Origin of the sequence: Lactococcus sp. FSL W8-0209 (assembly GCF_038006585.1) — a bacterium.
Lineage (GTDB): Bacteria > Bacillota > Bacilli > Lactobacillales > Streptococcaceae > Lactococcus > Lactococcus lactis.
Genome location: NZ_JBBOVN010000001.1, coordinates 730773 through 752216, shown reverse-complemented (window position 1 = coordinate 752216; position 21444 = coordinate 730773). Strand labels below are relative to the sequence as shown.

Annotated in this window: 22 protein-coding genes and 1 tRNA gene; 7 read left to right on the top strand and 16 right to left on the bottom strand. The window is 35.7% G+C overall.

Annotated features, from left to right (window positions below; all coding sequences use genetic code 11):
- Positions 1–13: 13 nt before the first annotated feature.
- A complete protein-coding gene (locus MKX45_RS03785) occupies positions 14–523 on the bottom strand; it encodes a methylated-DNA--[protein]-cysteine S-methyltransferase (protein WP_340816818.1) in 510 nt (169 codons plus the stop codon).
- Positions 524–669: 146 nt separating this feature from the next.
- Between MKX45_RS03785 and MKX45_RS03780 the strand changes: the two genes are divergently transcribed.
- A complete protein-coding gene (locus MKX45_RS03780; RefSeq protein ID WP_021723467.1) occupies positions 670–1167 on the top strand; it encodes a GNAT family N-acetyltransferase in 498 nt (165 codons plus the stop codon).
- 91 nt (positions 1168–1258) lie between these two features.
- Here the strand turns inward: MKX45_RS03780 and MKX45_RS03775 are convergent, their stop codons facing one another.
- The 5 genes from MKX45_RS03775 to MKX45_RS03755 form a co-directional block, all read right to left on the bottom strand.
- Positions 1259–1534, bottom strand: coding sequence for an HU family DNA-binding protein (locus tag MKX45_RS03775; protein ID WP_010905402.1), 276 nt, complete (start codon positions 1532–1534; stop codon positions 1259–1261).
- Between the two features lie 104 nt (positions 1535–1638).
- Complete coding sequence (locus MKX45_RS03770) at positions 1639–2295, bottom strand: YpmS family protein (RefSeq protein WP_010905401.1); 657 nt, start codon at positions 2293–2295, stop codon at positions 1639–1641.
- 9 nt (positions 2296–2304) lie between these two features.
- Positions 2305–3516, bottom strand: a complete 1212-nt coding sequence (locus tag MKX45_RS03765) for a glycoside hydrolase family 3 protein (protein WP_340816817.1) — start codon at positions 3514–3516, stop codon at positions 2305–2307.
- Positions 3513–4373: an SGNH/GDSL hydrolase family protein gene (locus MKX45_RS03760; protein ID WP_278216461.1), complete on the bottom strand. Its 861-nt coding sequence runs from the start codon at positions 4371–4373 to the stop codon at positions 3513–3515. The genes MKX45_RS03765 and MKX45_RS03760 overlap by 4 nt, the downstream gene beginning before the upstream one ends.
- A complete protein-coding gene (locus MKX45_RS03755; protein ID WP_014570388.1) occupies positions 4366–5202 on the bottom strand; it encodes a DegV family protein in 837 nt (278 codons plus the stop codon). Before MKX45_RS03755 ends, MKX45_RS03760 begins: the two co-directional genes overlap by 8 nt.
- 201 nt (positions 5203–5403) lie before the next feature.
- Between MKX45_RS03755 and trhA the strand changes: the two genes are divergently transcribed.
- Positions 5404–6057, top strand: coding sequence for a PAQR family membrane homeostasis protein TrhA (trhA, locus tag MKX45_RS03750; protein ID WP_039114674.1), 654 nt, complete (start codon positions 5404–5406; stop codon positions 6055–6057).
- Between the two features lie 30 nt (positions 6058–6087).
- On the opposite strand, the gene MKX45_RS03745 is transcribed toward trhA, so the two are convergent.
- Entirely contained in the window at positions 6088–9270 is a 3183-nt protein-coding gene (locus MKX45_RS03745; protein ID WP_340816816.1) for a DNA polymerase III subunit alpha, read from the bottom strand.
- A gap of 479 nt (positions 9271–9749) precedes the next feature.
- Between MKX45_RS03745 and MKX45_RS03740 the strand changes: the two genes are divergently transcribed.
- The 5 genes from MKX45_RS03740 to MKX45_RS03720 all read left to right on the top strand — a co-directional run bounded on the left by MKX45_RS03740 (position 9750) and on the right by MKX45_RS03720 (position 12944).
- Positions 9750–10403, top strand: coding sequence for a deoxynucleoside kinase (locus tag MKX45_RS03740; protein ID WP_003131506.1), 654 nt, complete (start codon positions 9750–9752; stop codon positions 10401–10403).
- On the top strand, positions 10403–10957 hold the full coding sequence (locus MKX45_RS03735; RefSeq protein ID WP_003131507.1) for an LOG family protein: 555 nt from the start codon (positions 10403–10405) through the stop codon (positions 10955–10957). The genes MKX45_RS03740 and MKX45_RS03735 overlap by 1 nt, the downstream gene beginning before the upstream one ends.
- Positions 10941–11426, top strand: a complete 486-nt coding sequence (locus MKX45_RS03730) for a nucleoside 2-deoxyribosyltransferase (protein ID WP_340816815.1) — start codon at positions 10941–10943, stop codon at positions 11424–11426. The genes MKX45_RS03735 and MKX45_RS03730 overlap by 17 nt, the downstream gene beginning before the upstream one ends.
- Before the next feature lie 97 nt (positions 11427–11523).
- Positions 11524–11724 carry a YjzD family protein gene (locus tag MKX45_RS03725; RefSeq protein ID WP_012897261.1) on the top strand — a complete coding sequence of 67 codons (201 nt, stop codon included), beginning with the start codon at positions 11524–11526 and terminating at the stop codon, positions 11722–11724.
- Positions 11725–12071: 347 nt separating this feature from the next.
- Complete coding sequence (locus tag MKX45_RS03720) at positions 12072–12944, top strand: DUF1003 domain-containing protein (RefSeq protein WP_039114668.1); 873 nt, start codon at positions 12072–12074, stop codon at positions 12942–12944.
- Between the two features lie 31 nt (positions 12945–12975).
- On the opposite strand, the gene MKX45_RS03715 is transcribed toward MKX45_RS03720, so the two are convergent.
- The 9 genes from MKX45_RS03715 to MKX45_RS03675 form a co-directional block, all read right to left on the bottom strand.
- Positions 12976–13890 (bottom strand): lactate/malate family dehydrogenase, encoded by a 915-nt coding sequence (locus MKX45_RS03715; RefSeq protein ID WP_058208089.1) that lies wholly within the window; start codon positions 13888–13890, stop codon positions 12976–12978.
- A gap of 139 nt (positions 13891–14029) precedes the next feature.
- Positions 14030–15637, bottom strand: a complete 1608-nt coding sequence (locus tag MKX45_RS03710) for a CTP synthase (RefSeq protein ID WP_340816814.1) — start codon at positions 15635–15637, stop codon at positions 14030–14032.
- A 235-nt stretch (positions 15638–15872) separates the two neighbouring features.
- Complete coding sequence (locus MKX45_RS03705) at positions 15873–17009, bottom strand: pyridoxal-phosphate-dependent aminotransferase family protein (protein ID WP_039114661.1); 1137 nt, start codon at positions 17007–17009, stop codon at positions 15873–15875.
- Entirely contained in the window at positions 17010–17552 is a 543-nt protein-coding gene (locus MKX45_RS03700; protein ID WP_039114660.1) for a TIGR01440 family protein, read from the bottom strand.
- Positions 17533–18033 carry an ECF transporter S component gene (locus MKX45_RS03695; RefSeq protein ID WP_161934609.1) on the bottom strand — a complete coding sequence of 167 codons (501 nt, stop codon included), beginning with the start codon at positions 18031–18033 and terminating at the stop codon, positions 17533–17535. Before MKX45_RS03695 ends, MKX45_RS03700 begins: the two co-directional genes overlap by 20 nt.
- A gap of 39 nt (positions 18034–18072) precedes the next feature.
- Positions 18073–18861: a bifunctional hydroxymethylpyrimidine kinase/phosphomethylpyrimidine kinase gene (locus MKX45_RS03690; protein ID WP_023188975.1), complete on the bottom strand. Its 789-nt coding sequence runs from the start codon at positions 18859–18861 to the stop codon at positions 18073–18075.
- A gap of 32 nt (positions 18862–18893) precedes the next feature.
- A complete protein-coding gene (gene truA, locus MKX45_RS03685) occupies positions 18894–19655 on the bottom strand; it encodes a tRNA pseudouridine(38-40) synthase TruA (protein ID WP_340816813.1) in 762 nt (253 codons plus the stop codon).
- Between the two features lie 148 nt (positions 19656–19803).
- Positions 19804–19877: transfer RNA gene (locus tag MKX45_RS03680), tRNA-Arg, on the bottom strand.
- 78 nt (positions 19878–19955) lie between these two features.
- Entirely contained in the window at positions 19956–21341 is a 1386-nt protein-coding gene (locus tag MKX45_RS03675; RefSeq protein ID WP_003131524.1) for an LCP family protein, read from the bottom strand.
- Positions 21342–21444: the final 103 nt, after the last annotated feature.

The following is a 21444-nucleotide window of genomic DNA, read 5'->3' as shown; positions in this document are numbered from 1 at the left end:
ATGAAAACTCCAATTATTTTTTTAAATGTGCTTGCTCAAGTATCAAAAGAGCTTTTTTCTTCTCTAGTCCACCAGCGTATCCTGTCAAGGAACCATCAGTCCCCACAACTCGGTGACAAGGGATAATGATTGAAAATGGATTATGTCCAACTGCTCCACCAACCGCCTGTGACATATTTCTTTTTTTCTCTTCATTAACCTGAAGAAGATTTGATATTTCTTTATAAGTAATTAGACTACCATAGGGGACATCACTTAATATTTTGAGTACTTTTTTTCTAAATTCCGTTACTTCTGGTTTCAATTTTATTTTTTTAAAATCAGGGTTTTCTCCTTTAAAATAAGCGTCCAACCATTCTATAGCATTAATAATTGGAAGACTCTTATCCTCTTTTGCCTGATTTAAATCATAATTGGCCGCAAAGTATTTTTGCTCTTTAAACCACACTCCTAATAAATAAGTTTCATCACTTAAAAGCGTTATTTCTCCTAAAGGTGACTGATATTTTTTTTTAGTTAACATTTTCCCCTCCTCTTCGTTCCGACTTTTTTATATTCAATAGTATAACAAAAAAATAAGGCAGAAAACATCACTATTTGGCTTTTTCATTTTTTTGAATATCATTCTTGATAAATGATATAATATAAAAAAAGATTAAGGGTCTGACAATGAAAGTAATACTAAGAAAAGCATTCCCAGATGATTATGAGCAAATTGCTTTTGTTCACTATAAAGCCTGGTTAGAAACATACACTGGACTTCTCCCAGAAAGTTTCTTAAAAAACAGAACGCTTGAATCAAGCATTAATATTTTTAAAAATAATCTTTGTTCAAATACAGTGGTTGCCATTGTTGAAGGCAAAATTATTGGTTTTTGCGGCTGGGGCCCTCTTCGGAATAATTCTTTTGAAGAAAACTTTGGTGAAATTCATGGCATATACTTACTCGACTCCTATAAAAAACATAAAATAGGTCGAAAAATGCTTGAATTCGCCTTAGAAAAACTTTCAACAAAGAATTATCCAAAAGTTGGTCTGTGGGTACTAAGTAGCAATGAAAATGCCATTCACTTTTACAAGAAACTTGGTTTTTCTGACACAGGAATTGTTAAGGAAGAAAATTTAGGGGAAATTATCACTGAATCTTTTTTTACAAAGGAAATCTAAAAAAGCATATCCCGGGATATGTTTTTTATTTTAATGACAGACAAGAAAAAAACACCGTAAAATTATGGTGTTTAATGCTTAATAGCTATAATTATTTAACAGCGTCTTTCAATGCTTTACCAGCTTTGAATGCAGGAACAACTGTAGCAGCGATTTTGATTGCTTCACCAGTTTGTGGGTTACGTCCTTCACGAGCTGCGCGTTCGCGAGTTTCGAAAGTACCAAAACCGATCAATTGAACTTTTTCACCTTTTGCAAGGAATTCAGTTACAACTTCACCAAAAGCATTAACTGCTTTTTCTGAATCTTTTTTAGTCAATCCTGTTTTTGCTGCAACTTCAGCGATAAGATCTTGTTTGTTAGCCATTTTAGAAATGTCCTCCATTTGTTTTTTACCTTAAACATAGGCAATTTTCATTTTAGCAAATCTTAGCCTAGTTTGCAAGTCAAAATGCCATTTTAATGCGTTTTTCAGGCTTTTTTCATGAAATCAAAGACAAAATTCCCTTTGGCTAAATCAATTTGATTCGCTTTAATATAAAGATTACCTGAGACATTTATTTTGGACAAATTAATGACCACTTGATTTTTCTTACTTTCAACTTGAACAAAGTCTGGCAAGTCGTATGCCTTAACAATTTGCAGAACTTCTGAAGTTGGTAAACTCAAACTTCCAGCAGAAATATTTTGGACAGATAGACTAATTGAACCATCTGAGAGTGCCAGAGGTTCAAAATAAATATAAAGTGGAATTTTGGTTCCAAAAAGTTTATAAGATGCTTCAAGAACTGCTTGTTGATTAGAAATATAAAACTTATAAGTCATTTCTTTAGTTTGATAAGTTTCTAAATAACTATTTATCAATTCATTAAGCTGCGAAGTTGTGCTCGTAATCTGAGCAACCTTTTGGTCTGAACTATTAGTTGATTTTTGATTGAGAACCGTTTGATCTCTTGGGCTAGTCACGCGAATGGCAATAAACACAACTCCAGCTATATTCAGAGCCAAAAGAATAATAAAGAGCCATTTCCAAATAGGACGTTTTTTAAGGCCTTCTTCTTTTTCAGTTTTTGGCTTAGTGGAATTTTTTGTTTTTGATTTTCTTGTTTGATTTTCGTTATTTTCCATTTTGCTTCTCTATTCTACAAGTTTCATTTCTTCTTTTACTTTAATCACTCTTGTGGCTGATTGACTGATTTTTTTAGCAAAGTCTGGGTCTGCTTTTACCTTTTGCAAAACTTCTGAGATCATTTCTGGAATTTGTGTAGGCTCATTTGCTAAAACAAGGTCATTTCCTGCTGACAATGCTAAAACTGCCCTTTGACCAGGCGTCCATGATTGTACTTGGACAGCATTTGATAAATCATCTGTAATAACCAAACCATCAAAGCCTAATTGTTTCCGTAGTAAACCATCAACCATTTTGGATGAAAAAGCACCGGGAAGATTAGGGTCAATTTTATCATAAATAGCGGTTGCGGTCATAATCGAAGGTGTCCCAGAAGAGATTAAATCTTTGAAAATTTGAACAGATTCGCTATTGGAATTCGTTTGGTCATCTCTAACACCTGCACTGATATCTGTATTGCCTGTCACCGCTCCAAGCCCTGGAAAATGTTTAGCAGTTGTCAAAACCTTGGCTGCTTTCATGCCTTCCGTAAATGCTTGAGCATGGCTTATGATACTTGCTTTATCATAAGCATATTGGCGACTCCAATAGCCAATTGGAGCATTTTGTGGAGCAAAGTCGGCAGATAAAACTTGGTCAGCAACTGGTGCTAAGTCAAAATTCACTCCAGCTGCGTAAAGTTCACTTCCCCAAGTTTGTGATTCCTTTTGTAATTTATCAGCTGCCCAACTTCCTTGAGTTAATCCATCAGGAATCTGTGAAAAACCCTGACCTTGGAGAACTTGAACATTTCCTCCCTCTTGGTCACAGGATATCAAGAGTTTGCGATTAGCCGGTGCTAAGCCTTGTAGTTTGTCAGTAATATCTTTCATTTCTGGGACACTGAGATTAGAGCGACCAGTCAAAATAATACTACCTACTTGATACTTTTCAATCGCATCAAAAGTTGCCCGAGTATAGTTATTTGCTGGCATTCCTGTCATAAATAACTGACCAACTTTTTGTTCCAAAGTCATCTGCTCAATATTTTTATCCATATTTTTTGGGGAAGTTGAACTCCTTTTAGTTTCTGACAATTGACTTTTCTTTTTTGTTTTAGACGATTCTTGTTCGTTTAAATGCCCCGCCAAACCAAGAACTCCTGATAAAATTAATGCACAACCAAGAACAAGAGCTAGAAAAACAACTGGTTTTGCTTTTTTCTTTAAGCGCTTAGTCATTTTTGGTTGACCTCCTTATAACTTGCAAATACTGCATCAGCCATAAGTTGATAACCTACGTTATTTGGGTGGAAATGGTCTTCTGTATAAAGTAAGTTATTGGAAACTGCATCGGATGTACTGCCAGATTCAACCGCTTGTTTATCTCCTGAACCCTTATAAAGTAAGTCATTGATTGGAATAAAATAAGTGTTCTTTTCTTGACTTACAACGCCAGCAGTCGCTGTATTCCAGCTATCAATCACATTCTGCATGACTGTAAGCTCAGGAAAATTAAGATAAAAAGGATTGTAAATTCCGAGGACATAAATCTGCGCTTTGGGATTGTCTTCGCGAATTTTATCTAATAATTTTTTCACCCGTGCTTGATAAAGTTGCTCTGGCTTAGTAAAATCTTTTTCTGTCATTGATGAGAGTTTGCTGACATTATCACGAATGACTTTTAAGACGTCATTTCCTCCAATGGTAATCGTAATGATATCAGCCTTTTTTAAGCCGTCAGTAATTTTTTTACTTTTCATCATACGATTATAGATTTGAGTACTTGTATCTCCAGCTTTCCCAAAATTTTGACTACTGACAGAGCTATCTGTCTTATTCTCAATATCTTTGGCAAATAAAGGGACAAAACCACCTTGTCCTGTGGCATCTCCAACTCCTTCTGTCAGTGAATCTCCTAAAGCTGCATAAGTCAGATTTTTTGCTGACAGAGTTGAAACTTTTTTGTCAGCTAAAAATCGGTCCCCTGCCTTTGGAAAAAGGAGCAAAAAGAAGCCCAAAATTAGCAAAATTGCCAGCAACAAGCCGGCAAATGTATGTATAAAATTTTTCATCATATTTTTAGATTTATCATTCATAATCAATCATAATTGCCCAAGCTCCAGGACCTGTATGAGTGGCAATTGTCGTGTTGGTATCTAAAATTGAAATAGGTTTTTCAACAAATTTTTGCAAAACTTCTTTCGCTTTTTGTGAAAATTCTAAACCTTGAGCATGAGAAATTCCAATTTCACGGATTTTACGTCCAGAACTACTAATAGAATCTGAAAGTTCTTCAAGCCATTTATAAAAAGTTTTACTTCCACGTCCACGTAAAAGAGTATTCAATTCACGGTCTTTCAAAGTTCCAATAACGCGAACTTGTAAAAGACTTCCAAATAGTCCTGTCATTCGACTGACACGACCACCTTTAACCAAATTTTCTAATGTTGAAAATCCGATAAAAAGCTCTGTATTTTCTCGAATATATTTAATTTTTTCTAAAATTTCTTCTTTAGATGCTCCTGCTTTTGCTAGGCGCGCTGCTTCAACCACTTGGAATTTTTGTGCTTGGTCAGTAAAGTCACTATCAATGACCGTTACGTTACGACCTGAAAGCATTCCCCCTTGGCGTGCTGCTTCTACTGTTCCTGACAATGCTTCTGTTAAATGAATGGAGATAATCTCATCATCCTCAGCAGCAATTTTTTCATAAACCTCGGCAAAAACACCAACTGGTGGCTGACTTGTTTTAGGCAAGTTTTTTGATGCAGCCATCTTGACCATGAAATCTTCAAACTTCAAGTCGTCGTCTGAATACATTGTTCCATCGATCGTTACTGACAACGGAACAATAGTAATGTCAAGTTCACGAGCAATTCCTGGCTCAATCGTAATGGATGAATCTGTCACAATTTTTATTGGCATATTTACTATCTGAACTCCCATTTTTCTCATAAGAGAAAGTCGGCAGTCCAATTCCTTTTCTATACAATTTGTGCTATCATATATTATAACAAATTTTCAGTTGGAAAGAGCAAAAAAGGTTGATAATATTATTTTTTTGATTCCAAAAACAAATTAAAAATTGCTCAAAAGCTGAATAAATCAATAAATTGGAGAGACCAAATGGAAGAAACACAAGGTTCAAAAACCTATCAGATTCTCAATGAGATTTTCAATGCAGTTACTCATGGAGCAGGAACTGGTCTAGCAATTGCAGCATTAGTTCTTCTTGTCATTAAAGGTGCCGCATCTGGTTCTGCACTTGAAGTGGTTGCTTTTACAATCTATGGAGCTTCGTTAGTCATTCTTTTTCTATGTTCAACTTTAGCGCACAGTTTACATTTTACTAAAGCAGTCAAAGTCTTTCGAGTTTTTGACCACAACGGAATTTTCTTTTTGATTGCTGGAACTTATACCCCTTACTGTTTAGTTGCTTTAAACAATTGGCTAGGTTGGATTGTCCTAGCAGTTATTTGGATATGTTCTATTTTAGGGATTGTTTTAACATCAATCTACTTACCAAAATGGGGTAAAACACCAAAATTATCAACCATTTTATACGTCGTTCTCGGTTGGATGATTTTAATTGTCATTTATCCTTTATGGAATGCCCTGCATCCCGTAGGTTTCTGGCTTTTAGTCGCTGGTGGCGTTGTTTATTCTGTTGGAGCACTCATCTATCACTTTAAATTTCCTTTTGCCCATGTGGTATGGCACCTCTTTGTTTTACTGGCTGCAATGCTCATGTTCTTCTCTGTTTACCTTTATGTGGGATAAGATAAAAAACCGTTCGGATGAACGGTTTTTTTATTTATAAATACCAGCTATAACATACCCTTCCAGCCTTTTTTGTAAAATCTCCGATTCTTCCACATAAATTTTGGTTTGGATTGTTTTTTTTAAATTTGAATAGTGAAGAATCACTTGATGAGAACCCGGAAATTCACGCAAAATTTGTGAAATTTTTTGATTATACTTCTCATCTTTTAAATTTAGCCAAAGTTTTCTATCCGTTTCCAAAGCTGGGCTTATTCGGTCAGCAACCATCTGTAATTCATCATTACGTTCTGTTACTTTTCCACTGATGAGATAAAATTTTCCTTGTTCAAGTTCACTTGAAAATTGACGATAAATCTCTGGAAAAAGTGTCACATCAAATTTTTCACGACTATCAGATACTGTTAAGAAGGCCATTGTTTGCCCTGTCTTTGTCCGATGCGTTCTAATGTAATTGATTTCAACCAAGATAGTCATTCGTCTATTTTTCACAAGTTGAACAAGTGGTGTAAAATTATCTTCAAATCTGCGAGCTAGATTTTGCAAAGGATGTGGTGTTACCCCAATTCCTAATAAATTTTTTTCAAAATCGTATTTTTCAGTTTCTGAATAATCTTCTGCCTCATGATAGGCAAAGCCCCCACCAGAACTTGCCATAAAAATATCATCACTATAATAGTTTAATAAATTAGCATGGTCAGCCAAATTATAAGCTAATTTCCCTCGATTTGAATCTGCATAATCAAAGGCTCCAATCTGAATCAAAGGGAGAATGTTTTCTTTTTTATGAAAATTATTAGGTAGTTTTTCGACAAAGTCTGCTAAATCTTTGTAGGGTTGATTTTCAACAATCCATTTTGCTAAATCACGAGAAATTCCTTGAACGTGAGCCAATCCTAAACGAATCTTTTTATTTTTTACAAAATCGCCAATTTTCATCAGATTGATGCTTGGTTTTTCTATTTCAAACCCATTTTCTAACGCATCTAAAATCATTACTTCACGTTTGCGATCACGTAATTGAATTTCATAAAATTCATCAGGAAAATGTGCCTTAAAATAAGCAATTTGAAAAGCAAGTGCCCCATAAGCAAAACCGTGTGAACGGTTAAAACCATAATTAGCAAAACGTTCAATTAAGTCATAGATTTCTTCTGCTTTTTCTTTAGAATGGCCATTATGGCTTGCTGAATCTAAGAAATCTTCACGCAACTTTTCTAACTCAGACCCTTTTTTCTTAGAAATTGCTCGTCTAAGAAGGTCAGCTTTCCCAAGAGAAAAGCCAGCAAAAGCTTGAGCCACCTGCATAATTTGCTCCTGATAAATCATAATTCCGTATGTTGGCTTTAAGATTTCACTAATAGAATCATCCACAGTAGGCACAATTTCTTTCCCATGTCGTCGAGCAACAAATTGTGGAATAAACTGTGATGGACCAGGACGGAAAATTGAAGTTGCATCAACAATATCATCAAATTTACTTGGGGCAAGATTTCTTAAAAAACGTCGCATTTGTGGATTTTCAAACTGAAAAATTCCCATGGTATTTCCAGACCGAAAAAGGGCCAATGTGTCTTCATCTTCCAAATTTATTTTTAGTGGATCAATATCAATTTTTTGACGTCTTTTCACCAAATCACGTAATCTAGAAATTATTGTTAAATTACGTAATCCCAAAAAGTCAATTTTCAAAAGTCCAATTGCTTCAACATCTGGCGCCTCATATTGCGTCAAAGCCAAATCTTCTGACGGTTTTAATGATACATAATTCACCAAAGATTCTTCAGAAAGAACGACACCTGAAGCGTGTGTTGAAGTCTGACGGGGCATTCCCTCAATTCGTCTTGCAACTTCATAAATTCTTTTCAATTTTCCATTTTTTAACACTTCAGCTTTAAAACGTTGATTATTTTCATACTCATCAGCCAAAGTTCCAAAACGACGCACAAGCATCCGAGTCAAATTGGATAATTCAGCTTCAGTCATTCCAAAAGCTTTACCAACATCTCTAAGCGCCTGTCTTTTACCCAAGGTTGAAAAAGTAACAATTTGTGCGACATGGTCTGAACCATATCTGTTTTTCATATAGGCCAATAATTCAGCACGACGGTCATCTGGCATGTCAATGTCAATATCGGGCATGGCGACACGTTCTGGATTCAAAAAACGTTCGAAGAAAAGATTATGTTGAACAGGGTCAACTTGTGTAATTCCTAAAACATAGGCAACTAAAGAACCGGCCGCTGAACCACGCCCCATTCCACAATAAATTTCTTGTTCACGGGCATAACGCAACAAATCCGCGACAATCAAGAAATAGTCATCAAATCCCATTTGATGAATGACTGACAACTCTTTTTCTAAACGTTCTTGATAAACTGACAAATCTTGCAAATTTACTGACGAGACTTCTGTCAGTAAATTTTTTTCTTCAAGTCGAGCTGACAAACCTAAAGTCGCTTCTTCTCGTAAATGTTCAACTGCCTGTCTCTTCTTATCGAATCTAGGAAGCTCCAATTTTTCATCGAACTGATAAGCAATCTTTGCTGTTAATGCTGACAGATTTTTCAAAGCCTGTGGAAAATATTTCAGGAAGTAAGTCTCATAAGCTTCTGGTCTTTGAAGAAGTTCATTAGAACTGATTGTTAAACTTTCATCGAAAGAAACTCCATCACGCACTGCATGCAAAATTGCTAAAATTTCATTATCAGCAAAATTCAAATAGCGAATAGCAGGAAAAGGAAGTGTTGGTAAATTAAATTTAGCCCCTTTATCTGTCAGTTGATCAATCCCAATAAAAGCTTCATCAGCTACTGACGAAAGTTCTGTCAGCTCGCTCAAACTTCCGTAAGTTTCAGGAATAATCAAGGCGATTCCTGATAAATGATTTTGAATATCAGAAAATTGACGGCGTCCATAGTTATGAAGCGTCGAAATCCGAAGTAAGTTTTTATAACCTTCAGTATCTTTAGCAATAAAAGAAAAAGCAATTGGTAAACCCCGCCATTCAAAATTTAGCTCAATACTAATAATGGGTTGCAAATTAAATTTTTGAGCTTTTCTGACAAAACGAAAAGCAGCATGAAGATTCCCAACATCGCAAATTCCAACCGTTTGATAACCTAAACGGTGCGCCGTTTCCAAATAGTCATCAACTTTAACGACACTATCTAAAAAACTATATTCAGTTTTTGTATTCAAGGGTGCAAACATATTTTCCTCCTTTCTTGCTAAAACGACTGGTATTTCTTAATTAAAAGATATTAATTTTATTATACTATATTTTAGCTTGAACTTGGGATAAGTTTAGACAAACTAAGAACAAAAAAAGCGTCAAATTTTAGTTATTAAACGCAAACAAAAGTAATTAAATTTAACTAAATTGATATCAAAAAAACAACTTAACGGCTGACAACGTCCAACATTTTTGACATTTTTTGATTTTAAAACTGCTTTCATTCTTATTTTTAATTCGTTTTTATTACAAAAAACTAAGATGTTTCACCTTTTTATTAATCGTAATAAAAAAATTATAAAAACTAAAAGAATCCTTTAACAACAGCATTTATAGGTTATAACTTAGCAATTTGACGAGAACTTTTTTTTGCACTATAATGAGCAAGCCATGTTTATTTATTACTAATTTTTAATTAAACAATCACTAAAACTAAAAATAGAATGGGAAAGGTGTAATGACAGTGCTAGTATTAGCTGGAACAATCGGAGCAGGAAAAAGCTCTTTAACTGAGATGTTGGCGGAGGAATTGAAAACACAAGCTTTTTATGAGAGTGTTGACGATAATAAAGTTTTGCCATTATTCTATGAGAACCCTCAAAAATATGCCTTCTTATTACAAATATACTTTTTAAATAAGCGATTTGATTCAATCAAAAGAGCCTTGTCTGATAATAATAATGTATTAGACCGCTCGATTTATGAAGATAGTCTGCTTTTTCATTTGAACGCCGATTTAGGACGAGCAGATGAAACGGAAGTCGAGGTTTATGATGACTTACTTAACAATATGTTGGAAGAAATTGATAGTTTATCTTTCAAAAAAAGGCCTGATTTACTCATTCATGTCAAAGTTTCTTTTGATAAAATGCTAGAAAGAATCAAAAAAAGAGGACGTCAATTTGAACAATTGGAATACGATCCAAGTTTATATGACTACTATAAAGAATTAAATAGCAGATATGATACTTGGTTTGAAGACTTTGATATTTGTCCCAAAATCCAAATTGATGGCGATAAATATGATTTTGTGGAGGACGAACAATCAAAAATTCATGTTTTGCAACAAATCAAAGAAAAATTAAAAGAAATTGAAGGAGAAAATAATTAATGAATGTCACCGTCTTTCTTTCTTCAAGAGATGGAAAAAATCCAATCTATAAAGATACAAGCGAAAAATTAGGAATATTACTTGCTAAATCAGGCCATACCCTCGTCTATGGTGGTTCCGAAGAAGGATGTATGGGAATGGTCTCAGATGCAGTCATTCGTCATCAAGGTAAAGTTATTGCCGTTTATCCTGATGGAATTCTCCCTTTAGAACCACCTCGTCAAAATGCCAGTCAACTTTATTTAACAAGTGGAATGGATGAGCGCAAACGTAAACTCATTGATTTAGGAGAAGCTTTTGTCATTTTAGCTGGTGGATTTGGGACAATGGAAGAAAGTTTTCAACTTTTAACTGAGATGTCTATCAACCAAACCGCTGTCCGCCCAGTCATTTTTGTTGGTCGAAAATTTTATCAACCTCTTTTTGACCTACTGCGCTTGCAACTTAAGGAAGGAATGATTTCTAAAGAAGTCATAGATGCCATTTCTCTTGTTGATACCGCCGAAGAAACCATAGAATTATTAGGAGATTTGAAACTTGAACAAGTTGTTTAATCAAGCAGTTAACGTTAACGTTTACCTTGCCGCACCATTTTTTAGTGAAAGTCAAATAAAAAAAGTTGAACTTTTAGAAAATGCACTTTCAAAAAATAAAACAGTAGCAAACTTTTTTAGCCCAATGAGATGTCAACATCCTGAATCTTTACCACAAGAAGTTGAAGCTTTTACCCCTGAATGGGCCAAAGCGACAATGGAAAATGATGTAAATGAGGTAAATAAAGCAGATATCATTGTTGCAATTGTTGATTTCGATCATCAAGATACTGATTCTGGAACAGCTTGGGAGCTTGGCTACGCCATTGCTTTAGAAAAACCAACCTATCTTATTCGTTTTGAAGATACTATTCCAGCAAATATAATGCTCACTGAGCGAAATAGAGCTTTCTTCACCCAGATTGAACAAGTTGAAGAATATGATTTTTTAGAGTCTAAACTAATCCCATATAGTGGAAAATACCAATAGTAAAGAGATAAGTACCTGCTTATTTTTATCTTCTCCTTTATATATAAAATTTGAAATTTGTCATAATTTGTACTATACTATAGGCGGATAGAAAATAATGGAAAGAAGCGTAAATATGAAACTTATTGTCACACTTTTTTGGTCGCTTGCTCTTGGACAAGTTGTAGGTTATGTTGCAACTGCTCTTGCTGGCGTTCCAGACCCTGAACTTTGGACAACGATTATCTCGCTTATCTTTGGTCTTTTTGTATATCTTTTCCAAGCTGTAGCTGTGGAAAAAGAGGCTAAAGCAAACTAAATTACTGATATTTTATCAGGTTCTTTCGCTAAAAAGTGTTTGAAAATAAAAACTCTTGCTCTGCAGGAGTTTTTATTTTAGTCCTGAGGCTTGCAAATTTCTTAAAATACCTTATAATTTAATATGGACATATTTAAACTGTCCTTTAAAAACCTAAATGAAAGGAGAGCGCTCAAGCTTTGAAAGGTCGACCCAAACCCGCAATTATTATGATTACTTATTCTGTCAAATTGACCAAGAGTAGATTGGCGCTCTTCTTGTGCCAACTTTTTGATTTTAATTCAAAAAACTTGACCCATTTCACAAAATAAGAAATTAGATTTTACAAGCTTGAACCATGCTATAAAATGGCTCCAACTCCAATTAATAAAAATAAAGTCGTCTGTCTTGTTAACGGTCGTGTTCATCGCCGGTCAGGAGGAGATTTCCTTGAGAATCTTGACCCTAGCCTTCAAACCGTTATCATGCGCGATTACCCAGAAGCAACCAGTCATGATTTCATCTGTAATGAACATCAGGTTAAATTCCGTTTGGAGGTCTTAGATACCCTTTTTCATCTTGACCTGCAAAAAAACTTTACCGTTAATGATTTACTTAATGAAGAATTAACTAAGGCAAATTTTGAGATTCATGACGTGGAAGAACAACTTCAAACCCAAGAAACTATCGGTGAACGTGTGGCTGATAAAGTTACTGAATTTGTCGGTTCGTGGGCTTTCATTCTAACTTATCTTGGAATTTTAGTCGTTTGGATGTTTGTTAATGTCTCTGGTATTTTCGGAGTCGAGTGGGATAAATATCCATTCATTCTCCTCAACCTTTTTCTATCGATTACGGCCGCAATGCAAGCCCCTTTGATTATGATGAGTCAAAATCGTGCTGCACACCATGACCGCTTGTCTGCTAAAAATGACTTCCAAGTCAATGTTAAATCAGAAAAAGGGGTAGCTGCCCTCCATGAAAAACTTGACCATTTGATGATGGATGATCAAGCTTCAAATATGCAAATTCAAAAAATTCAAACCGAAATGCTTGGAGATATCCAAATTCTTCTTAACGAAGTTTATCAACAAAACCAAGATATTCGTGAGCGTTTGGATGATGTCGAAGATCAACTTGATGATTTTGAAGAAACCTTTGATAGTTTTGAAGAAACTCTTGACAGTATTGAAGAAAATACTGACGATGAGGAAGAGGAAGACATGGCTAATTCTGATTAAAAAAGTCTGTTCAAATGAACAGGCTCTTTTTTTAACTAAAATAATCTATTTTTTCCTGAATTTCACAGACTGATTGTTTGAGCTTAACTTCTTCTTCAAAAGTTAAGGGAAATTTTACAAGGGCCTCTACTCCCTCTTTACCAATCAAAACAGGGGTAGAAATATAGGATTTAAACTTTTCATCATAATGTGAACAGATAGCAATACTCTTAGCATCAGAAAGCACCAGATTCATCAGAGATACTGTTGCTGCAGCTATGGCAACATTAGTATAACCTTTCGTATTAAAGACAGCAAAGCCTCCTTGACGCGCTTTTTCTTCTAGATCTTCTAAATCTAGATTTTTTTCTTTAGCAATCTCTAAAAAAGATTGTCCCCCAACTCTGACCGTTGACCAAGCGGTAAATTGTGAGTTTCCATGTTCTCCAAGGACATATCCTTCAATAGCCCGCCCATCAATCTTTAATGCTTTACTTACTTGTGCTTTCATTCTTGCAGTATCTAAATATGTTCCCGTTCCAATAATATGACTTTGAGGGAGGTTCAGTAATTGAGAATAGAGATTGACAATCACATCATTTGGATTAGTTGTTGCAATCAGAATTCCTTTGAAATTAATCCTATTTAATTGCTCAGAAACTTCTTTAATTTCTGGAATATTTGCTTTTAATTCTGTAAAACGGTCTCCGCCAGGTTTGATTAGTTCAATATGGCCTAAGGTCGATAAAATGATATCGGCATTTACTAAATCAGTATATTCTCCAACATAAATTTTGACATAGAACGGCAAAAGAGAAAGGGCATCTAGCAGGTCTAGAACCTCTGCTTCAGCTTTTTCTCTTTTTTTATCAATAATGACCAACTCATCTACAAGACCTCCTTGAACAATATCAAGAGCCACCGTTGCTCCAACATGACCACAACCAATTAGACCTACTTTACGCATCTTTTCACCCCTTTTTCTTCAGATTTAAATTGAATATATTATAATACAAAAAGTATGGGAAAACAAGCTATATTTTAAATATTCTGATTATTTAAAACAAATAAAGAACCTCCTAATCTCGGAGGTTTTTTAGCCTATATTATTTACTATTTTCAACCGCTACACGAATGAATTCTGTGTAGAGTTCTTCTGGACGGTTTGGACGTGATTGCAATTCTGGGTGATATTGACATGCCACGAAGAATTTTTTATCAGAAAGTTCAACGATTTCAACCAAACGGTTATCTGGTGAAACTCCTGAGAATACGAAACCAGCTTTTTCAAAGTCTTCACGGAATTTGTTATTGAATTCATAACGGTGACGGTGGCGACGTTGAACCACTTCAGCATCATTGTAGGCTGCTTTAGCGCGTGAGCCATTTTTCAATTTAGCTGGGTAAAGTCCAAGACGTAGTGTTCCACCCATGTCTTCAACATCAACTTGGTCACGCATAATGTCAATGACTGGATATTTTGTTTCAGGGTCTAATTCAAATGAATGAGCTCCTTCAAGTCCAAGAACATTACGAGCGAATTCAACTGCTGTCAATTGCATTCCAAGACAGATTCCAAGCATTGGAACGTCATTTTCACGCGCATATTTAATGGCTGCAATCTTACCTTCTGTGCCACGATGACCAAATCCTCCAGGAACAATAATCCCTGCAGCATCACCAACAAGATCAGCAACATTTTCATCAGTTACATCATTAGCATTAACCCAGTTAATATCAACTTCGGCATCAGATGAATAACCTGCATGTTTAAGCGCTTCAGTCACTGAAATATAAGCATCTGGTAATTCTACGTATTTACCAACCAAAGCAATTTTTACTTTTTTCTTGAGGTTCATGACATGGTCAACCATTGCTGACCATTCTGTCATATCTGCTTTTGGTGCATCAAGTTTTAAATGGTCACAAACGATTTGGTCCATATTTTGTGCTTGAAGGTTCAATGGAATTTGGTATAAGTGTTCAACATCAAGCGATTGAATGACTGCTTCTGGTGCTACGTCACAGAACATCGCAATTTTATCACGCATTTCTGTCGTGATTGGAACTTCACTACGTAATACGAGCATGTTAGCTTGGATACCATATTCACGAAGTGTCTTAGTCGCATTTTGGGCGATTTTAGTTTTCAATTCTCCAGCAGCACGCAAGTGAAGAATTGGAACAGCGTGAATGTACATGACGTTGTCCGCACCAACTTCGGCTTTCATTTGGCGTAAAGCTTCAATAAATGGCAAGCTTTCCATATCGCCAACCGTTCCACCAACTTCTGTGATAATGATATCTGCATCAGTTGTTGTTGCTGCACGTTTAATTTTTTCTTTCAACATGTTAGTCACATGCGGTACCATTTGGACAGTTGCTCCGAGATATTCTCCCTTACGTTCTTTACGAAGAATCTCACTGTAAACTTTACCGGAAGTAACATTTGAATATTTATTTAAATTGATGTCAATGAAACGTTCATAGTGACCAAGGTCAAGGTCAGTTTCAGCACCATCATCAGTAACAAAGACTTCACCATGTTGATAAGGGCTCATTGTCCCTGGGTCGATGTTAAGGTATGGGTCAAATTTTTGGACAGTGACTTTAAGCCCACGATTTTTAAGCAAACGACCGAGCGATGCCGCTACGATCCCTTTACCCATTGACGAAGTACCACCACCAGTGACGAAAATATACTTAGTTGACATCTAAATCTCCTCTAATCTTTTTACAAAACAGAAATAACTGGGAAAAACAAAAACAGCTCCCCAGAGGGGAGCCTACCGTTACTGATTTTTTATAATAAAAAACCAGTGCCCGAAAATAATTATATCTGATTTTTCCTTTTTTGTCAAAAGTCTGTTTTTTTATTTTTCATGAACCATTGTAATATCAGATTTTTTCTTTTTATTTGTATTAGAAGCTATAAGCTTCACTTCTTTTTCAATTCAGAGCTTCTAAAAAATCTTCTTGTAAATTATTTTTAAATGCAATACCAAAATCTTCTAATACTTTTTGAAGCGCATATAGACTGTAAGCCACTTTATTTGGTCTCGCATTCTCTCCCATGTGCCCAATTCTTAAAACTTTACCTGCCAAATAATCAAATGATCCTGTGATCATCACTCGATAGTTCTCACGCATTTTCCTTAAGATTTCTTGATCATTCAGACCTTCTGGCACTTTAATAACAGAAACGGTGTTTGAATAGCCATTCTGCAAATAAAGTTCCAAAGGAGAATTTTCAATTGCTTGTCTTGTCGCATGACCAATCATCGCATGACGTTTCAAGATTTCTTGGTCGGCAAGAAGATTATCTATCGCTTGGTCTAATCCATAGATATCAGAAATTGGCATGGTATATGGAAACCATTTTTTTTCATAATAATCTTTAAAAGTAAGGAGATTACAATAAAAACTTGCGATGGGGCTTTTTCTCTCTGTCATCGCTTGATAAGCCTCTGTTGAAATAGATGCAATTGTTAAGCCTGGTGGAGCTGAAATCACTTTTTGAGAGCCACCAAGAGCGATGTCAATTTGCCACTTATCAACTTGTAAATCTTCACCACCCATCGCCGCAACCGAATCAACAACGGTTAGAATTCCATATTTTTTTAAGAGAGGACAAATGCTTGAGAGGTCATTTAAGACGCCTGAGGGTGTATCACAATGAACGACTGTTGCATATTTAAAGTCATGGTCTTTTTCTAAAAATTTTTCTAGAATTTCTAAGGAAAATGCTTCTTTTCCTGAACTCTCCAGTAGAATTGCTTCACCTCCGTAAAGCTCAATGAAATCACTAAAGCCATGACCAAAAATACCATTATCAAGCACAAGTACGCGGTCACCTTTTTCGGTTAACGAAGCACAAGCCGCTTCCAATCCTAAAATTCCTTCACCAGCTAAAACTCTGACATCGTTTTTGGTTTTTAAAAATTGAGCAAGTTTACTACAAGTTTTTTTGTAAAAGTCATAAAAATCTAAATCAATATCCGGATTCGTTGTTGCCTTTGCTCTTGCTAATCGAACATTTTCAGCCACCTCAGTCGGACCTGGGGTCATGATTAACATCTCTTTCATTTATTTGTACCTCGCACGTTCTCCACCAATGAGTTTAGGACGTGATTTAAGAGCTGTTACATGAGCGCCACCAAGTTCTCTTAAAATTGGACGGACGGGAATTTGGACGTGCTTTACGTGCATTCCGATACTAGTATCACCAATATCTAAACCGGCTTTGGCAACAATATGTTCTACCTCAACTGGAGATTTAAAGAGCTGGTAGGCGGCAACTTGACCACTTCCACCAGCGTGGAGTTGCGGAATCACAGAAACGATTTCCCAGTCTTTTTTTTCGGCTAATTCTTCTTCAATGAGTAGGGCACGATTAAGATGTTCACATGCTTGGACCGCCAGATAAATTCCTTTGTCTGACAAGGTCTTGTGTATGACAGAAACAATGACCTGACCGATTTCACTAGAACTGGCATGGCCAATTAAACCACCATTTACTTCTGATGAAGATAAACCAAGAACAAAGACTTGACCAGCTTTAATTTCTGTTTGTTTTATGACATCATCGATAATGACTTGTGTGTCTTTTTTAAGCTTTTCTAAATCCATTTAAAATACCTGTCCTTTCAATGAGCGGGCTCAAGACTTTTGCTAAAGCAAAGCCAACCACAACTTGAATAATATTTACCCAAAGTCCCGCAATGGCTGAACCCCAGCCATACATTAATCCACCAACAATAAAATATCCTCCAACCATAAAGACAAGACTGACCAAAAAGTTAAGCCATTTGTATCTTGTTAATCCTGCGAGATAGCCTTGCCCGCCATGAATAATTAAGCTGAAAAACATGTAGTTACTGTAGCCTGCAGTCAAATCAAGTAGAAAGGCTGCAAAGCCCCCAACTATTGCCGCCTCTCGTTTACCAAATAGAAAGACTGCTGTATAAATTCCGACATCCAAAAGAGTTAATATATTACCGGCTGAACCTGGAATAGGGAAGGTAAATAGGCGACCTAGAACAAAAGTGACTGCTGTCCAAATCGCAAGTAAAGTTAATTTTTTGATATTTCTGTTGTCCATGAGTTTCATCTCCTACTTTTCCTAGAAGTTTGGTTTACTTTTGGAAATTTATTTTTTATTTTGAAAAACACCATATTCATTTGCATTTTGAATGGCTTGATAAACGAAGTCTTTTGCATTCTTGACTGAATCTTTAAAGAGGTGATTATAAGCCATATTAGCCGCAATCGATGAAGCAAAGGTACAACCTGCTCCGTTGTTATTATTTTCTATAATCGGGCTTGATAATTCATAAAAAGCTTTTCCATCATAAGCAAGGTCAATGGCTTGTTTTTGGTCAAATCGATTTCCTCCTTTGATGACGACATTTTTTGCTCCAAAATCATGCAAAAGTTTGGCTGCTTCTTTCATCTCTGATTTACTTTTTACTGACAGCCCTGTCAGTATTTCTGCTTCTTTGAGATTCGGGGTAATTACAGTCGCCAAAGGAAAGAGTTGGCTGATGAAAAGGTCACGCATTTCATTGACCGAATAGTCAGCATTTTCTTTAAAAACAATGACTGGGTCTAATATAATTGGAGTATCAGATTTCACTGACAGAGCTGTCAGCCAGTTTTTGGTCAGTTCAAGTATTTCTTTATTGGGTAATAGTCCTATTTTTATGGCTGAAAAGTCCACATCGCTTAAACTTTCCAACTCTTCTTGAAAGAGTTCTTTTTCTACTGGATGAACAAAAAATTTATCTTCTTTGACAGTTACAATGCTTGTTAAGGCGCAAAAGCCATAAAGCCCATTGGCTGCAAAAGTCGCTAAATCAGCTTGCATCCCGCCTCCGGATAGGATATCTGAACCTGCAATTGTTAGAATTTTTTTGCTTTCATTTAAATTCTTTGGCATCTTCTCTCCATTAATTTTACTGACAGTAGCTTTTAGATGTCAGTATTTTCCGCATATTTGACTTCTTTCAAATATAAACCTTCAGGTGCCGCTGTTGGTCCTGCAAAATCTCTATTTTTAGAGGTCAATATTTTATCTATTTGGCTGACAGGCATTCGGTCATTACCAATTTTAATGACTGTTCCAACCATGTTTCGCACTTGTTTATACAAAAAGCCATTGCCACGAAAAATAAATTTGAAATTTTCTTCGTCAAGACGGATAATTTCTGCCTGATAAATCGTTCTTACTTTGTCATCAACTGATGAACCCGATGCTGTAAAACCTGTAAAATCATGTTCTCCAACCAACTTTGACATTGCTTCTTGCATCCGCTCAAAATTAAGTGGATAGCGAAAATAGGCTTTAGAATGTCTTTGAAATGGACTTCGTGTAATTGAATTTTCTAGATAATACTCATAGGTTTTTTCATGCTTTTGATATCTTGCATGCCAATCATCTGGGACAAGTTCCACTTTTTTTACTGCAATATCTGCTGGGGTTTGAGTGTCTAAACCAAATCGCAGACGTTCCAAATCACGAACTTTGCCCTTTAAATCAAAATGAATGACTTGACCAAAAGCATGAACTCCAGAATCTGTTCGGCCTGAGCCTTGTAAAATAACTGGCTCAAAAGAATTTAACTTCGTCAGTATTTTTTCAATTTCTTTTTGAACTGTTCTTTGATTTGTTTGGCTTTGAAAACCTACAAAATCTGTGCCATCATAGGCTATTGTGGCTTTGTATCTTGTCATTTTTCTATTATAGCACAATTTTTATTAGGACTTTATTTTCTTTTTTTATAATGGTTTATCCTTTTTTAATATGTTTCTTTTAAATTGCTTTTCGTAAAAAAGTATAAAAAAATGCCCCACTACGAAGGTGGGGCGAGGTTTGGCACCATGATCCGAGGGGGATTCGAACCCTCGACCGTTCGCTTAGAAGGCGAATGCTCTATCCAGCTGAGCTATCGGACCAAATTATTTCTGTCAGTAAATTTTTAAGCTAAAATTACTGACAGAAACAAGTTTATCATATTCTCTTATTTTTTTCAATTATTGACTTGTACCGTAGCCATAGTTCCCTGTGTTTGTATCATCTGTTCCATAGCTAGATGTTGTACTGTCATTACTATTATTATAGCCATCATTGTAAGTATTATCTTGTTGATAAGTAGAATCAGAACTTGAGGTTGCCGTGGAATCGCTTGATGAGCTAGAGGAGCCAGAACTTGAATCTGATTGAACTGAGCCACCACTTGTCGAAACATAATTCCCTGAATTTTTGGAATTCAAAGAAACAAGATTTCCTTGCGTATCAACACCATAAGTCACCGTTGATTTTCCTTTTTCAGTTACAGTAGCTGACGGAAGATAATAAAAAGGTGCTGTTCCTGAGCCAAAAACTGATTCATAAGTAATCAAACTGCTTGGCAAAGTGGTCACTGTTGATTCATCAAGCGATTTCTTCATGATATTTTGCATCGCGAGATAAATATCTGTTGGCATAAATTGATAAGAAGCACCATCAACCATTTCACCAACGCCTTCATATTGAATAGAAACTACTTTGTTAAAGCAATCTTTATAACCTAGTAATGAAGTAATTGTTGAAGCATTAATTGGGATATTAGTTCTAAAATCTTTTGAGGCTTCATTCAAAAATTGTTCATAGCGTGTGATATTATCTAAGGCTAAAATTTTCTTCATGAGTGCTGCAATGACTTCACGTTGGTGAGCTGCCCGACCATAGTCACCATTTGGTAAATGATGTCGGTCACGGGTATAAACTAAGGCTTGGTCACCATTAATATGTTGTTTTCCAGGTGGAACTTTCGCAGTATATTGCGGCTCTGTATCTGAAATATAGAGAGTTTGGCCTGTGGTATTGTTAATATCAATCCCACCAACATTATCAACCATATTAACTAGTCCATCAAAATTGACTGTTGCAAAACTGTCAATATTAATACCAGTCTGAGCACTAATAGTTTTCATAGCATAACTTACGGCATTTTTTAAACCGTCAGAAGATGACCCTGAGTTATAACCTAAGGGATAGGCTGCATTCATTTTTTGCTTAGAAACAATGTTTCCGTCAGCATCTAAAATGTTAGTCATCGTATCACGTTCAATTGAAACCATTGTTGTCGTGTGCGTTTTAGGATTAAGTGTCATCAGAATTTGTGAGTCAGAATTCCCATTCCATGAATCGGAAGTTCCACGCCCTTCGCCTCCTGTGTCAACCCCCATAAGTAGGATTGTTAGAGGTTCAGTTGCCTGAATGACTTGTTCTGTCTTTTTATTCCCAGCATTAGTGTAAGTCATTTTAAAGGCTTTTGTTGTACTGTTCAGAACGGTTAATGTATATCCGCCTGCAGCAATTGCCGTTACTAAAATAATACTTCCAAGCATGAGAAGTGTTTTTATCCAAAGCTTCATATTAGCATTATATCAAAATTCTGATTTTTCACAACAAAAAAAGAAAAATTATATTTTAATTTTTCTTTAATTATATTTAATTTTACTGACAAAAGGGTCAACT

Excerpts from the sequence above, each read along its gene's own strand:
- MKX45_RS03785 (WP_340816818.1), bottom strand. The coding sequence starts at position 523 with ATGTTAACTAAAAAAAAATATCAGTCACCTTTAGGAGAAATAACGCTT.
- MKX45_RS03780 (WP_021723467.1), top strand. The coding sequence starts at position 670 with ATGAAAGTAATACTAAGAAAAGCATTCCCAGATGATTATGAGCAAATT.
- MKX45_RS03775 (WP_010905402.1), bottom strand. The coding sequence starts at position 1,534 with ATGGCTAACAAACAAGATCTTATCGCTGAAGTTGCAGCAAAAACAGGA.
- MKX45_RS03770 (WP_010905401.1), bottom strand. The coding sequence starts at position 2,295 with ATGGAAAATAACGAAAATCAAACAAGAAAATCAAAAACAAAAAATTCC.
- MKX45_RS03765 (WP_340816817.1), bottom strand. The coding sequence starts at position 3,516 with ATGACTAAGCGCTTAAAGAAAAAAGCAAAACCAGTTGTTTTTCTAGCT.
- MKX45_RS03760 (WP_278216461.1), bottom strand. The coding sequence starts at position 4,373 with ATGAATGATAAATCTAAAAATATGATGAAAAATTTTATACATACATTT.
- MKX45_RS03755 (WP_014570388.1), bottom strand. The coding sequence starts at position 5,202 with ATGCCAATAAAAATTGTGACAGATTCATCCATTACGATTGAGCCAGGA.
- trhA (WP_039114674.1), top strand. The coding sequence starts at position 5,404 with ATGGAAGAAACACAAGGTTCAAAAACCTATCAGATTCTCAATGAGATT.
- MKX45_RS03745 (WP_340816816.1), bottom strand. The coding sequence starts at position 9,270 with ATGTTTGCACCCTTGAATACAAAAACTGAATATAGTTTTTTAGATAGT.
- MKX45_RS03740 (WP_003131506.1), top strand. The coding sequence starts at position 9,750 with ATGACAGTGCTAGTATTAGCTGGAACAATCGGAGCAGGAAAAAGCTCT.
- MKX45_RS03735 (WP_003131507.1), top strand. The coding sequence starts at position 10,403 with ATGAATGTCACCGTCTTTCTTTCTTCAAGAGATGGAAAAAATCCAATC.
- MKX45_RS03725 (WP_012897261.1), top strand. The coding sequence starts at position 11,524 with ATGGAAAGAAGCGTAAATATGAAACTTATTGTCACACTTTTTTGGTCG.
- MKX45_RS03720 (WP_039114668.1), top strand. The coding sequence starts at position 12,072 with ATGGCTCCAACTCCAATTAATAAAAATAAAGTCGTCTGTCTTGTTAAC.
- MKX45_RS03715 (WP_058208089.1), bottom strand. The coding sequence starts at position 13,890 with ATGCGTAAAGTAGGTCTAATTGGTTGTGGTCATGTTGGAGCAACGGTG.
- MKX45_RS03710 (WP_340816814.1), bottom strand. The coding sequence starts at position 15,637 with ATGTCAACTAAGTATATTTTCGTCACTGGTGGTGGTACTTCGTCAATG.
- MKX45_RS03705 (WP_039114661.1), bottom strand. The coding sequence starts at position 17,009 with ATGAAAGAGATGTTAATCATGACCCCAGGTCCGACTGAGGTGGCTGAA.
- MKX45_RS03700 (WP_039114660.1), bottom strand. The coding sequence starts at position 17,552 with ATGGATTTAGAAAAGCTTAAAAAAGACACACAAGTCATTATCGATGAT.
- MKX45_RS03695 (WP_161934609.1), bottom strand. The coding sequence starts at position 18,033 with ATGAAACTCATGGACAACAGAAATATCAAAAAATTAACTTTACTTGCG.
- MKX45_RS03690 (WP_023188975.1), bottom strand. The coding sequence starts at position 18,861 with ATGCCAAAGAATTTAAATGAAAGCAAAAAAATTCTAACAATTGCAGGT.
- truA (WP_340816813.1), bottom strand. The coding sequence starts at position 19,655 with ATGACAAGATACAAAGCCACAATAGCCTATGATGGCACAGATTTTGTA.
- MKX45_RS03675 (WP_003131524.1), bottom strand. The coding sequence starts at position 21,341 with ATGAAGCTTTGGATAAAAACACTTCTCATGCTTGGAAGTATTATTTTA.